Origin of the sequence: Streptomyces pinistramenti (genome assembly GCF_020564935.1) — a bacterium.
In the GTDB taxonomy this organism is placed as follows: Bacteria; Actinomycetota; Actinomycetes; order Streptomycetales; family Streptomycetaceae; genus Streptomyces; species Streptomyces pinistramenti.
Map to the genome: position 1 here is coordinate 1 of NZ_JAJCXB010000033.1, position 12,171 is coordinate 12,171.

Annotated in this window: 12 protein-coding genes and 1 tRNA gene; 5 read left to right on the forward strand and 8 right to left on the reverse strand. The window is 72.8% G+C overall.

Annotated features, from left to right (window positions below):
* The coding region (locus LIU39_RS21545) for an ATP-dependent DNA helicase (protein ID WP_227048459.1) at positions 1–1,772 on the forward strand (1,772 nt) is incomplete at its 5' end.
* Positions 1,773–1,952: 180 nt separating this feature from the next.
* On the opposite strand, the gene LIU39_RS21550 is transcribed toward LIU39_RS21545, so the two are convergent.
* The gene (locus LIU39_RS21550) at positions 1,953–2,639 is read right to left on the reverse strand and encodes a hypothetical protein (protein ID WP_227048460.1); all 687 of its coding nucleotides are present in this window, start codon (positions 2,637–2,639) and stop codon (positions 1,953–1,955) included.
* A 47-nt stretch (positions 2,640–2,686) separates the two neighbouring features.
* Between LIU39_RS21550 and LIU39_RS21555 the strand changes: the two genes are divergently transcribed.
* Entirely contained in the window at positions 2,687–2,875 is a 189-nt protein-coding gene (locus LIU39_RS21555) for a DUF5703 family protein (protein ID WP_018537156.1), read from the forward strand.
* Positions 2,876–3,017: 142 nt separating this feature from the next.
* Here LIU39_RS21555 and LIU39_RS35310 read toward each other — a convergent pair whose 3' ends face one another.
* The 3 genes from LIU39_RS35310 to LIU39_RS21570 all read right to left on the reverse strand — a co-directional run bounded on the left by LIU39_RS35310 (position 3,018) and on the right by LIU39_RS21570 (position 5,605).
* Entirely contained in the window at positions 3,018–3,755 is a 738-nt protein-coding gene (locus LIU39_RS35310) for a chaplin (RefSeq protein WP_227048461.1), read from the reverse strand.
* Positions 3,756–3,894: 139 nt separating this feature from the next.
* Positions 3,895–4,128: a chaplin ChpH gene (gene chpH / locus LIU39_RS21565; protein ID WP_227048462.1), complete on the reverse strand. Its 234-nt coding sequence runs from the start codon at positions 4,126–4,128 to the stop codon at positions 3,895–3,897.
* Between the two features lie 151 nt (positions 4,129–4,279).
* On the reverse strand, positions 4,280–5,605 hold the full coding sequence (locus tag LIU39_RS21570) for a M20/M25/M40 family metallo-hydrolase (RefSeq protein ID WP_227048463.1): 1,326 nt from the start codon (positions 5,603–5,605) through the stop codon (positions 4,280–4,282).
* Between the two features lie 308 nt (positions 5,606–5,913).
* On the opposite strand from LIU39_RS21570, the gene LIU39_RS21575 reads away from it, so the two are divergent.
* Positions 5,914–6,001 (forward strand) — tRNA-Leu (locus LIU39_RS21575).
* A 108-nt stretch (positions 6,002–6,109) separates the two neighbouring features.
* Positions 6,110–6,784, forward strand: coding sequence for an HAD family hydrolase (locus LIU39_RS21580; RefSeq protein WP_227048464.1), 675 nt, complete (start codon positions 6,110–6,112; stop codon positions 6,782–6,784).
* 29 nt (positions 6,785–6,813) lie between these two features.
* On the opposite strand, the gene LIU39_RS21585 is transcribed toward LIU39_RS21580, so the two are convergent.
* Complete coding sequence (locus tag LIU39_RS21585; RefSeq protein WP_227048465.1) at positions 6,814–8,217, reverse strand: cytochrome P450; 1,404 nt, start codon at positions 8,215–8,217, stop codon at positions 6,814–6,816.
* A 121-nt stretch (positions 8,218–8,338) separates the two neighbouring features.
* Between LIU39_RS21585 and LIU39_RS21590 the strand changes: the two genes are divergently transcribed.
* Positions 8,339–8,740, forward strand: a complete 402-nt coding sequence (locus tag LIU39_RS21590; protein WP_227048466.1) for a (2Fe-2S) ferredoxin domain-containing protein — start codon at positions 8,339–8,341, stop codon at positions 8,738–8,740.
* A 25-nt stretch (positions 8,741–8,765) separates the two neighbouring features.
* On the opposite strand, the gene LIU39_RS21595 is transcribed toward LIU39_RS21590, so the two are convergent.
* The 3 genes from LIU39_RS21595 to LIU39_RS21605 are packed head-to-tail and all read right to left on the reverse strand — an operon-like array spanning position 8,766 to position 12,171.
* On the reverse strand, positions 8,766–10,070 hold the full coding sequence (locus tag LIU39_RS21595) for an MFS transporter (protein ID WP_227048467.1): 1,305 nt from the start codon (positions 10,068–10,070) through the stop codon (positions 8,766–8,768).
* Positions 10,067–10,237, reverse strand: a complete 171-nt coding sequence (locus LIU39_RS21600; RefSeq protein ID WP_227048468.1) for a hypothetical protein — start codon at positions 10,235–10,237, stop codon at positions 10,067–10,069. Before LIU39_RS21600 ends, LIU39_RS21595 begins: the two co-directional genes overlap by 4 nt.
* Positions 10,234–12,171, reverse strand: coding sequence for a primary-amine oxidase (locus tag LIU39_RS21605; protein WP_227048469.1), 1,938 nt, complete (start codon positions 12,169–12,171; stop codon positions 10,234–10,236). The genes LIU39_RS21600 and LIU39_RS21605 overlap by 4 nt, the downstream gene beginning before the upstream one ends.

Genomic DNA, 12,171 nt, shown 5'->3' on the forward strand with positions numbered 1-12,171 from the left:
GCGGACCGGGCGACGAGCGGCGCGCACAGGCGCTGGTCGTCTGGCTGCTGGAGCAGGCTGCCGTGGCCGGGCACTCCGCCCTGGAGGCGCCCGCGCTGCGCGCCGCGCTGGCCCAGCGCGGCGTCCCCGATCCGGACGAGGCCCTCCAGACCGCGCTCGCCGACGGTGCCGTCCTGGTCTTCCAGGACGCGATCGACACACCGGGCCGGGCCAGGCCCGCGTCCGACGACGAGGAGGAGGAAGTGCCGGTCCGCGTCCTGCTCGGGCTCGACCGGTTCGCGATGGCCGAGGAGAGCGTCGCCGACGGCCTGGCACGGCTGCTCAACACCTTCGATGCGGCGGCCGGTCCGGACACCGCGACCGAAGACGACGGCGAGCCCCGGGACCGCGACGCGGATGCTGAGCCCGCCGCCGATGACGCCCCGCAGGACGGCGCCGAGGAGCCTGTCGCCGAGGACGCGCAGAGCCCGGAGGAGTCCAGGGAGGACGGGCCTGAGGGTGCGGCGGCGCGTCCGGTGCGGCCGTCCGCGGCGGACTGGGAGGGCGCCGCAGCGGCCGCCCCGTCGCCGTCGGCCGCGGAGCTGATCCGGACCGCGGCCCGCAGCGGGCTCGTCGTGCACACCGGTGCCGAGGCGGCCCGCGCCGAGCCCGCGGCCCTGGTCGCCGCGGCCCGCGCGCTGGGCCTGCGGGCCTACGGCGCGACGCACAGCGCGAACGGCCGCGAACGGCTGGCCGGGCAGCTCGCGGAATACACCGCGCAGCCGGCCGCCCAGGACGCCGAAGCCCCCGGAGCGGCGGCGGTCACCGTCGCCGGGCTGCTCTCCGGCCAGGAAGGCCCCGGCAGGGACGCGGACGGCGCCCTGGCCCTCGATCTGCTGGTCGTGCTCGATGCGCCGCAGCTGGATCTGGAGACGGCGGCGATGCTCATCGAGTCGCTGACCGACGGGTCGCGGCTGGTGCTCAGCGGCGACCCCGGAGTCCTGTGGTCCGCCGGACCCGGCCGCCTCTTCGCCGACCTCCTCGCGGCCCGCTGCTGTCCGCAAGTGGCCTCCCGCACCCCGGACTTCGGCCCGATCGGCGAGCTGGTCTCGGGGATCGGCATCGGCGAGCTGAGCCAGGTCGATGCGCCCGGCAAGGAGGTCGTGATCGTCCCCGTACGTGACGCGCCGGAGGCGGTGCACCGTACGGTGCAGCTGGTCGCCGACTCGGTGCCGCGGGCGCTCGGCGTCCCCCCGGAGCAGACGCAGGTCATCACCGTCGGCCACGGCGGCTCGGCCGGCACCCGCGCGCTCAACGCCGCGCTCAAGGAACGCCTCAATCCCGGCCCCGGCCGCTTCGGCGGATTCGACCCGGGCGACCGCGTCGCCTACTCCCCCGCCCCCGGCCGCACCCTGCCCGGCACGGTCACCGGCGCGGACCAGGACGGCCTGCGGCTCGACTGCGGCGGCAGTGCCGTCGTGGTGCCCCGCGAACGGGTCGGGTCCGGCGCGGTACGGCACGGCTGGGCGCTCACCGCTCATCAGGCGGCCGGGATGCGCTGGCCCGCCGCGGTGGTGGTGCTGCCGGGCGACGCCGCGCGCGGCCTGACCCGGTCCTGGGTCTACACCGCGTTCAGCCGCGGCGAGCGCCACCTGTCGATCGTGCAGGGGGTGGACCAGGCATTGCCCAAGGCGGTCGCCGAGGTACCGGTCAAGGAGCGCACGACCCGGCTGCGCACCCTGCTCCAGATGCAGAGCGTCCAGGCGGCGGCCGACGCGGCAGCCGCCGGCTGAGCCCCGCCCGGCCCGCCACCGGGCCGGACACGCCGCTGCCCCGGTGTGTCGGAGGACGAATCCTCCGACGCACCGGGGCAGCGGTACGAGGTTCGGCTACCGGTTCCGGCACAAGGCGGGCGACGGCTCACGGCCGCGGCTCCCGGGGGCGCGCCCGGCCCGCCCACCCTCAGCCGGTGCTCAGCGGCCCCGCTCCAGGGGCTGCGCCGGGTCCTCTTCCTCGTCCAGCTCCTCGTCGAAGACCGCGCTGACATCGAAGCGGCAGACCACCTGCTGCGGGTCGATGTCGTCGAACGGCGCGGACAGCCACTCACCAGGTTCCGCGAGGTCATCGGTGGCCGCGACCCAGAGCGTGGAATCGCCCTCCTCCAGGCCGAACTCCTTGTGCCGGGAGGCGATCTCGTCCGGCTCGAACTCGCCGAACAGCACGCCGAGCGCGGCATACACGCTGGTGCCGACCACCGCGGCCGCCGAGCCCGACTCACCACCGCCGGCCGCCGTGTCGTCCACGGCCTCCGGATCGAGATCGGCGATGCGCTGTGCCTGATGCAACAGCCGCTGCGGCTGGGCGACCGCGTAGTCCCGCCGGATCAGAACGCTCAGCGCGCTGGGTTCCTCCGGCCCGTTGTAGGAGGGGAGATGGTCGCTCCCGGGAATCTCGAAGGGCGTGACCTCGTCGTAGGTGTCGTAGAGAAGCTCGTCGTAGACCTCGGCCGCAGCGGCGAGTTCGTCGAACGCGGCATAGACAGCGGGATCGTCCTGCCCCGAGCGGCGTTCCACCGCGTCGAGGTGACGGTCCAGTGCGGCTTTGACCGCCTCGGCGGCGGCACGTACCTCGGCAGCGGAAGGCTGCGCAGCATCAGACATAGTGCAGACGCTATCCGTACCGGGGCCGGTCCCGCACAATAGATGCGATGCCGGAATACGAATTCTGCGATGTGTACGTGCCTCGGGGGGTCTCCCGCAAGGCCGCCACACGCCTGCTGACCGACCATGCCGAGTACGGACACTGGGAGTTGGACCGACTCCGCCTCAATCCCGACGGCAGCCGCAGGGTGCGGCTGCGCCGCCGGATCATCCGCCAGCTTCGCGCCACTTGGTGACCACACATGCCGGCCGGTGACGCACCGTCGCCCCGGCGGCAGCCGACGACGGGCCCGGGGCGGACGGCCGGATGCCCTGGCACGGCAAAGCGGGCCCCGCCGGTGCGGAGCCCGCTTCGTCATGCGATGCCGGGTGTTCTGATCACCTGCGCGCGGTGCGCGCCCTGCGGTAGAGCACGGCTCCGCCGAGCAGCAGACCCGCGCTGGCCGGGATCGCGTACCCGATCGACCCGGCGCCGGTGTGTGCGAGCTCCCGCACGGGCTCCGGCGTGGCGATCTTCGTGTGCGCTGCCGTCTGCGGGTGCAGCCCCGGGGCCTTCGGTGTGGAGTGGTGCACCGGAGTGGGCGGGACGGTGCGGTGCTCCGGCGGGTTCGGCGTATCGGGGTGCTCCGGGTTGGTCGGCGGCACCTGCGCGTCGTTGGCGCAGTTGTTGCCGAAGGCCGGGTTCAGCAACCCGACGACATCGACGCTGTTGCCGCAGGCGTTGACCGGGACGTCGATCGGCGCCTGGATGCTGTTGCCGGAGGCGACGCCGGGCGAGTCCTTGGCGCCGCCCACGGCCGCGGCACCGCCGTGGTGCGCGCCTTCGTTCTTGCCGCCCTGGTCGTGGTGACCCGGGGAGGCGTGCTTCCCGCCGGAACCGTTGGCGCAGTTGTTGCCGAAGGCCGGGTTCAGCAGCCCGACGACATCGACGGTGTTCCCGCACACGTTCACCGGTACGTGGACCGGTACCTGCACGGAGTTTCCGGACGCGACGCCGGGCGAGTGTGCCGCGCCGCCGATGGCTCCCGCGTCCGCGTGGGCGAATCCCGCGCCGGCGGCGAGAATGCCGCCGGCCGCCGCCACGGTGATCAGGCCCTTTCGTGCGACCTGTCTCATAGGTTGTTCCCCTGCCTTGTGCCTTGGAGTGCGGCGGTGCGCCGTCGCCCCGCCTGCCGAAATCCCCGGCGGCTCCAGAACACGTACGACGCGTTCCGGAGCCGGCCCGGGGCAGACCCTTACGGGTTCAGGTGCAACGTCACGTGTTGATGCAGATGTTGCCGAAAGCGGGGTTCAGCAGCCCGACCACGGAGATCGTGTTGCCGCAGACGTTCACCGGGACGTGCACCGGCACCTGGATCACATTGCCCGACACGACACCCGGGGAGTGCGCGGCACCGCCCGCGGCGCCCGAGTCGGCAACGGCCAGGCCCGCGCCGGCGAGCACGAAGCCTCCGGTAAGCGCCGCAGCAGCGACGACCTTCTTGATCATTCTTCCTCCTTGTTGGCAAATGCGATCCCAGCCGCGGACCGCACACACTGCAACGAGGCACAGGGCATTCAAGCTACGAACAGATCGCGGCATTCACTCTTTTCAGCGAAGGAGGCACAAGTAGCAGACAGTTCACTCCTGTTACGGTCCGTCAGCTCTGGTCGATGAACCGGTCCAGCACCCGCACACCGAACTTCAGCCCGTCCACCGGCACCCGCTCGTCCACACCGTGGAACATGCCCGCGAAGTCCAGCTCGGGCGGCAGCTTCAGCGGCGCGAACCCGAACCCGCGGATGCCCAGGTCGTCGAAGGACTTGGCGTCCGTGCCCGCGGAGAGCATGTACGGAACGGCGCGCGCGATCGGGTCCTCGGCTCGCAGCGCGGACTGCATCGCGTCGACCAGGGCGCCGTCGAAGGTGGTCTCCAGCGCCTTGTCGGCGTGCACGTCCTCGCGCACGACGCGCGGGCCCAGGATCCGGTCGAGGTCGGCCAGGAACTCTTCCTCGTAGCCGGGCAGGAAGCGGCCGTCGACGTGGGCGGTGGCCTGCCCCGGGATGACGTTGACCTTGTAACCGGCGCCGAGCTGGGTCGGGTTGGCGGTGTTCTTGAGCGAGGCGCCGATCAGCTTGGCGATGCCGCCGAGCTTGGCCAGCGTGCCGTCCATGTCCTCCGGGTCCAGCTCGGTGCCCAGCGCGTCGCCCAGCTCGTCCAGGAAGTGCCGCAGCGTCTTGGTGACCCGCACCGGGAACTCGTAGCGGCCCAACCGCCCGACCGCTTCGGACAGTTCGGTGATGGCGTTGTCCCGGTGGATCATCGAACCGTGCCCGGCGGTGCCGTCCACGGTCAGCTTCATCCAGTGCATGCCCTTCTGCGCCGTCTCGACGAGGTAGAGCCGCAGGTTCTCGTTGACGGTGAAGGAGAAGCCGCCGACCTCGCTGATCGCCTCCGTCACGCCCTCGAAGAGGTCCGGGTGCTTGTCGACGAGGAAACGCGCGCCGTACGTGCCGCCCGCCTCTTCGTCGGCGAGGAACGCCAGCACGATGTCCCGCGGCGGCTTCCGCCCTGAGCGCAGCCGGTCGCGGACGACCGCCAGCGTCATGGCGTCCATGTCCTTCATGTCGACCGCACCGCGGCCCCACACGCACCCGTCGGCGATCTCGCCGGAGAAGGGGTGGTGGGTCCAGTCGTCGGCGTTGGCCGGTACGACGTCGGTGTGCCCGTGGATGAGCAGCGCGGGCCGGGAGCGGTCCTCGCCCTCGATCCGGGCGACGGTCGAGGCCCGGCCCTTGTGCGATTCGAAAATCTGCGGTTCGAGACCGACCTCGGCAAGCTTCTCCGCGACGTACTCGGCCGCCACGCGCTCACCGGGGCCCGAATGGTCGCCGTAGTTGCTGGTGTCCATCCTGATCAGGTCCCGGCACAGGTCGACGACCTCGTCCTCGCCGGTGACCGTACGGGACGACTGCGAGTCGCTCATGCCTGAACCTCGCTTCGCTCGACCGCGCACGCGCGGGGCGCGCACCTCTCCGTAGTTCGCTCGCGGAGCTCGCTCACACTGCCTCCTCTGTGGTTCACGGCCGCGTTGCGCTCTCCGGGGGAGTGCGGTCCGCGGCGGGGTCCACTGCCATCCTCCCCCTCCCGGCCGCTGCGCCCAAGGCCGAAATACTCCGGACATGCCCTGGTCACAGCCCCGCGCCCGGCTCCACGTGCAGGTGATCGACCACCCCGAAAGGTTTGCTATTGTTTTCCGTGTCGGAACGGCCAAGCCGGAACGGCAGACACCTTGTCCGGGTGGCGGAATGGCAGACGCGCTAGCTTGAGGTGCTAGTGCCCTTTATCGGGCGTGGGGGTTCAAGTCCCCCCTCGGACACCAGCAAGGCCCCAGTTGATCTGGGGTCTTTTGCTTTTTCCGGTGCGCCTGCGGAGGTCGGATGACTAGGGTGCGCAGGTCGGTGGAGTGCGGGAAGAAGAGGGCGGGCCGGTGCTGATCTTCGATGCGGACGACACGTTGTGGGAGAACAACGTGATCTTCGAGCGGATCATCGACGAGTTCCTGGAGTGGATGGTGCGCCCCGGGCTCGACAGGGCGCAGGCGCGGGCCGTGCTCGACGGGATCGAGGCCGCGAACGTGCTGACGCACGGCTACGGCGGCAAGGTGTTCCTGCGCAGTCTCGGGGAGTGCCTGGTGGAGCTGCGCGGGCGGGCCGCGACGGCGGCGGAGTCGGCGCGGATATCGGGGTGGGCCGCGGCGTTCGACCACAGCCGGGTGGAGCTGATTCCCGGGGTGGAACAGACGCTGGCCGAGTTGGCCGGGCGGCACGAGATGCTGATGCTGACCAAGGGCGAGGCGGAGGAGCAGCGTCGCAAGGTGGCGGCGTCCGGGCTGACCGGGCACTTCCGGGACGTGCACATCGTCGCGGAGAAGGACGTGGCGACGTACGAGGAGCTGAAGCGGGCGTATCGGCTGGTTCCGGAGGCGACCTGGATGATCGGCAACTCCCCGAAGTCGGACATTCTGCCCGCCAGGTCGGCCGGTCTGAACGCGGTGTTCATCCCGCACGACCGGACCTGGGCGCTGGAGCACGGCGACATCGACCCGGCCGACGAGAAGGTGCTGCAACTGGCGTCGTTCGGCGAGCTGTTGCAGCACTTCTGACGGCGCGGCCGCGGACCGCGGCCGGGGTGTCAGCCGCGCGGGCGCAGGCGTACGCGGGCGGTGCCCATCGGCTGGAGGGTGATGCCCGCGCCGACCGGCACGTCGTGGTCCACGGCCTCCAGGTCGTGGGCGCGCAGCAGGGTCGCCAGGGCCAGTACCGACTCCAGCATCGAGAAGTGCTGCCCGATGCAGGCCCGTGGGCCGCCGCCGAACGGGAACCAGGCGTAGCGGTGCCTGGCGGCCTCCCGTTCGGGGGTGAAGCGCTGCGGGTCGAAGCGTTCCGGGTCGTCCCACAGGCCGGGGTGGCGGTGGGTCACCCAGGGCGAGACGATCACGTCGGCGCCTGCGGGGACGGGGTGGCCGCCGATCTCGGTGGCCCGGACAGCACGCCTGCTGATCACCGGGGCCGGGGGGAAGAGCCGCATCGCCTCCTTGAGGGCCATGGTCAGTTCGGGCAGGCGTTCCAGGTCGGCGGCGGTGGCGGTGCGGTCGCCCAGGACGCGGCCGGTCTCCTCGCGGACCCGTTCCTGCTGCTCGGGGTGGCGGGCGAGGAGGTGCAGGGTGAAGGCCATGGAGGTGGCGGTGGTCTCGTGGCCGGCCAGCAGGAAGATCAGCACCTGCTCGCGGACCTCGGTCGCGTCGAGGGAGCCGTCGGCTTCGTTGCCGGCCGCCGCGAGCAGCGACAGGAGGTCGGCGCCGGCGGCCTCCGGGTCCGGCTGCCCGGTGCCCGTGGCGTCTGCTGCCGCACGCCGTTCGGTGATGATCCGGTCGCAGACGGCGGTCAGTTCGTCGATGGCGGCCCTGACCTTGCGGTTGCCGGGGGTCGGCCAGTCCCTGGGCAGGGTCAGGGGTGCGTAGGCGCGCCGGACGACGTAGGAGTTGATGACCGGCAGGCAGCGGTCGACGGCGTCGACGGCCGCTGCCACGTCCGTGCCGAAGAGGATGCGGGCGACGGTGCGCAGTGCGAGCCGGTTCATCTCGCTCATGACGTCGACGGTGGCCCCCTCGGCGGTGCGCCAGCGGTCGGCGACGGTGGCCGCCTCGGTCGTGACGGCCGCGGCGTAGCTGTCGACCCGCCGCCGGGTGAAGAGCGGCTGGACCAGCCGCCGTTGCCGGAGGTAGTCCTCGTCCTGGCTGGTGAGCAGGCCGTTGCCGAGGGCCTGCCGGACCTCTTCGTAGAGCGGGTGGTCCTTGCGGAAGTTGGCGGCTTCGGAGGCCAGGATCTGCTGGACGCCCTCGGGTGCGAAGGCCGCGTAGAAGACGCTGCGCAGGCCGGGCGGGCCGGCCTGGAGCCGTACCACGTCGCCGTGCGCGCGCTGGGCGTTCAGGAAGGCGGCGAGCGAGTCCCGCCGCAGGTCCAGCATCGAGCCGATGACGGGGAGGCCGGCCGGTCCCGGGACGGCGGGGCCGGAGGGGGCGGTGAGGGATGTCATGCCGCATACCTATCCCGAAATGCGGGCGGATACCGCGGTGTTGGCGGGATGGTGCGGGGGCGGTGGCGCCGGGGGGCGGTGGCCCGTGGGGCTGCGCGGGGCGCCCCGTAGCATGGGGGCAATGAGCTCCAAGCGTTCCGGCCGGGCGGCCGCCGAGACCCCCTGCCGGGTGACTGTCTGCCGTGGCTGCTGCTGCGGCGACGGTGCCAAGATCCCAGGTGTCGATCATGCCGGGCAGATTCCGCGGCTGCGGGCCGCGCTCGGGGGCGCCGCGCCGGTACGGGCCTCCGAGTGTCTGGACGTCTGTGATCAGGCCAACGTGGTCGTGGTGCAGCCGTCGGCCGCGGGCCGGGCGGCGGGCGGGCGGCCGGTGTGGCTGGGGCTGGTCAACGACGATGACGCGCTGGCGGACATCGCGGCGTGGATCCGCGAGGGCGGTCCTGGCATCGCTGCGCCGCCGGGGGTGCTCGATCTGTATGCGTTCACGGTGTCGCGGCGCGTGCGGGAGGCGCTGGAGAGCTGACGCCGGGCGGGCGGTCGCCTGATGTTCAGCCGGCCGGCTGGGCGGGGTGGTTGCCATCGGCCGTCGGGATGTTGGTGCCCCCTGGGGCGGGGGCAGGGCCGGGCCCCGGCAGATCGCGGACCCGGCGGACCGGGGAGCAGAGCAGGATCAGTCCGGCGAGCGGGACACCGGCGGTCGTGATCCACATCGCGGTGCGGACGCCGAGCAGCGAGCCGAGTGCGCCGCCGAGCAGGGCGCCCAGCGGCAGCGTTCCGTAGTTCAGGAAGGCGGCGCAGGCGGTGAGCCGGCCGAGCAGGTCCGGCGGGCAACGGCGTTGCTGGAAGCCCGCCTTGATGATGTTCCCGGCCACCACGCCGGCCGATACGGCGAATCCGCCCGCGACGTACAGCAGGGCTCCGGCGCCGCCGGATGTCAGCGGGATCAGCAATACGGGGCAGGGCAGCACCAGTTCGCACAGCAGGGTGGCGCGGGCGGTGCCGAACCTGTCGGCGGCCCGGCGGGCCAGGAAGGCGCCGGCCAGTCCCCCGGTGCCGGCCACGGCCAGCAGGCCGCCGACGGCGCCGGGGGTCAGGCCGGCCTCGCGGACCAGGAAGACCGGCAGCAGCGACTGGTAGCCCATGAGGGCGAGGTTGGACGCGGCTCCGAAGAGCGTCATCGGGCGGAACCACGGGTCGCGGGCGACCAGCCGCAGTCCCGCGGCGACCTCGGCCGTCAGGGAGCGCGGGCTGCGGGGACCGGCGGCCGGGCGGGGCTCCCGGTGGCGGATGCCCAGCAGACACAGCACGGACACCAGGAAGGCCGCCGCCTGGGCGAACAGACCGCCGGCCGCGCCCGCCCAGGGGATGAGGGCGCCGGCCGCGCCCCGTCCGGCGATCTGGGCGGCCGACGCGCTGCCGTGCAGGGCGGCGTTGCCCTCCGCCAGGTCGGCGGGGGCGAGGAGGCCGGGGAGGTAGGCGCTGTACGCGGTCTGGAAGACCACCGCGGCGGCGCCCGCCAGCAGGGCGAGCACGATCAGCAGGCCGATGCCGAGCCCGCCGGCGGCGGCGATCAGGGGGACGGCGGTGAACAGGGCCAGCGAGAGGGCTGCGGCGGCCAGCATCAGGGGTCGGCGGCGCACCCGGTCCACCCATACGCCGACCGGTGGGCCGATGAGCAGCCACGGGAGCCAGCTGCACGCCGCGAGCAGGCCGACGGCGAAGGTGCCGGCCCGCAGCGTGGAGACCGCGATCAGCGGCAGGGCGACGCCGGTGACCGCGGCGCCGAACTTTCCCGAGGTCTCGCCGCACCACAGCAGCCGGAAGTCCCGGTGTCTGCGCAGCAGTCCGCTCACGGCCTGTGCCCTTCCACGGCCTCGGCCAACTCCTCGTCGAGCGCCAGGAGTTGGCCACGGCTGATGTCCTCGGCGATGAAGCCTCCGTCGCGGGTCAGCAGTTCCAGGATCCGCATCCGCAGTGGGTGGGCGAGGCCGCGCAGGCTGCGGGCGTCCAGGTGGCTCACGGGGTGCCGGGTTCCCGGTGGCACCGGGCGGCGGGCTCCGCGGGCAGGTCGAGCGCCGGGTTGCGGTCGAAGAAGCCGGTCGGGCGGAGGGTGAAGCCGCTGCGGTCGACGGGCATGACCGGCCAGTCCTCCAGGCGCGGCAGGTGGGTGGGGCCGAAGGTGTGCCAGAGGGTGAGGTCGGTGGCGACGAGCGATTCGCCGGGCTGCGACCAGCGCAGGACACCGGCGCCTCCGGGGTGCTGGTTGGGGTAGTCGCCGTCGGGGAAGCGGCGTTCGGGGCGGCCGCGGGTCACCCACAGGTGCCGGGTGCCGTAGCCGACCCGGCGGGCGACGGACGAGCCGGGCCGCGCGAGGAGGGTGGGGCCCGGCTGCGGGGTCAGGGTGTAGGCGACGGGCTCGCCCATGCGGTTGCGGACGGCGGGGTTGCTGATCCGCCAGCGGCGGCCGGCGGCCGGGTCCGCGAACCGGCCGGCGTCGGCGGAGTCGGCGACCGGAGTGGCGCGGGTGGTGAAGGCGTTGCCGTGCGGATTGTCGGGGCCCATGGGGAGCGGCACCACGTCGATCTCGTCGACGGTGTTGGCGTGGCCGTCGATCGCCGGGTCCAGCCGGGCACAGAAGAGGTGCTGGTGGAAGGGCGCCTGGAGGCCGGGCGCCACCTCGGTCGCGTACGGGGTGCGCTCCCCCGGGACGCTCGCCGAAGTCTGCACCAGGCCGGTGGATTTGACCTCGAACTCGATGGTGCCGTCCTGGTAGAGGTACCAGTAGAAGCCGTAGTCGTAGTTGCCGAGGGTGGAGAGGAAGGAGACGACCAGGCGGCGCGAGCGGCGGCTTTCGGCGGCGAAGTCGTCGAACATGTTGGTGTGCTTCCACAGCAGGCCGTGGTCCTCCTCGTGGAGGCAGACGGCGTTCGGCAGTGTCTTCGGGAGGCCGTGGTCGTCGGCGACGGTCGCGTCGAGGTACCGGATCTCGCCGAGGCAGTCGCAGCCCAGGCGCAGCGCGTTGGCGTTCCGGCCGAGGGTGTATTCGCCGACGTCGAGGTAGCAGACCCAGTTGCGGGCGGGGTCCGGCTCGGCGTACGGGACGGCCATCTCGGCGAGCGAGGCGCGATGCAGGACGGGGCGCAGCCGGTCGCCTTCGCGGTACGCGAGCTGGTGCAGGACCAGGCCCTCGCGGGCGTTGAAGTCCAGTCTCAGCCGCCAGTTCTGCCAGTGCAGGACGGGGCCTTCGAGGCGGAAGGACGGGCCGTCCGGCTGGCTGATGTCCAGCGGCTTCAGGCCGGTGCGGGCGGGGCCGGTGAACGGGGCTTCGTAGCGGCCGCATTCGGCGGGCACCGGGACGGCTCCGGTGTCGATGAGGCGGATCACCCGGCCCGCGGTCAGGTCGACGTCGGCGACCAGGCCGCCCACCGGGTGTGCGAAGGGGTTGTCGGTCGCGTCGCAGCGCAGGAAGGTGAGCGAGCGGAGCATCCGGCGGCCGCGTTCCCGTGCGTGGCCGAAGTTGCCTGCGGCGAGCGGGGCGCAGATGGCGAGGGTGGTGTCGGTCAGGCCGCGTTCGGCCATGGCCTTGCGCCAGCCGGGGTCGGCCTTGACGATCTCCTCGCAGCGGTCGTTCTCCTCGAAGAGGATCGGCGGCTGCCCGTCGGTCTGCGGGTCCAGGGGCCGGTGGGCGAGCAGGGTGCGGGCGGTGACGTCGACGATCGCTTCGTGTCCTGCGCCGGTGGCGGGTTCGAGGGTGGTGACGCGCAGCCGGCGGACGACGGGGTCGCCGGTGCGGTGTGCGGTGACGGTGTGCCGGTCGGGTTCGTCGAGGAGGACGAGCGGGAAGCGGGTGGTGTCCTTCGCCTTCCCGGCGTCGCGCAGGACGGTGCGGGCGGTGCGGATCTCGTCGGCGGTCAGCGGGTCGAGGGGGTGGGCGGTGCCGTGGAGCGCGGGCAT

Bases quoted from the DNA above. Each gene is read 5' to 3' on its own strand.
- LIU39_RS21585 (WP_227048465.1), bottom strand. From the start codon at position 8,217: ATGACATCCCTCACCGCCCCCTCCGGCCCCGCCGTCCCGGGACCGGCC.
- LIU39_RS21550 (WP_227048460.1), bottom strand. From the start codon at position 2,639: ATGTCTGATGCTGCGCAGCCTTCCGCTGCCGAGGTACGTGCCGCCGCC.
- LIU39_RS21605 (WP_227048469.1), bottom strand. From the start codon at position 12,171: ATGCCCGCGCTCCACGGCACCGCCCACCCCCTCGACCCGCTGACCGCC.
- LIU39_RS21590 (WP_227048466.1), top strand. From the start codon at position 8,339: ATGAGCTCCAAGCGTTCCGGCCGGGCGGCCGCCGAGACCCCCTGCCGG.
- LIU39_RS35310 (WP_227048461.1), bottom strand. From the start codon at position 3,755: ATGAGACAGGTCGCACGAAAGGGCCTGATCACCGTGGCGGCGGCCGGC.
- LIU39_RS21570 (WP_227048463.1), bottom strand. From the start codon at position 5,605: ATGAGCGACTCGCAGTCGTCCCGTACGGTCACCGGCGAGGACGAGGTC.
- chpH (WP_227048462.1), bottom strand. From the start codon at position 4,128: ATGATCAAGAAGGTCGTCGCTGCTGCGGCGCTTACCGGAGGCTTCGTG.
- LIU39_RS21555 (WP_018537156.1), top strand. From the start codon at position 2,687: ATGCCGGAATACGAATTCTGCGATGTGTACGTGCCTCGGGGGGTCTCC.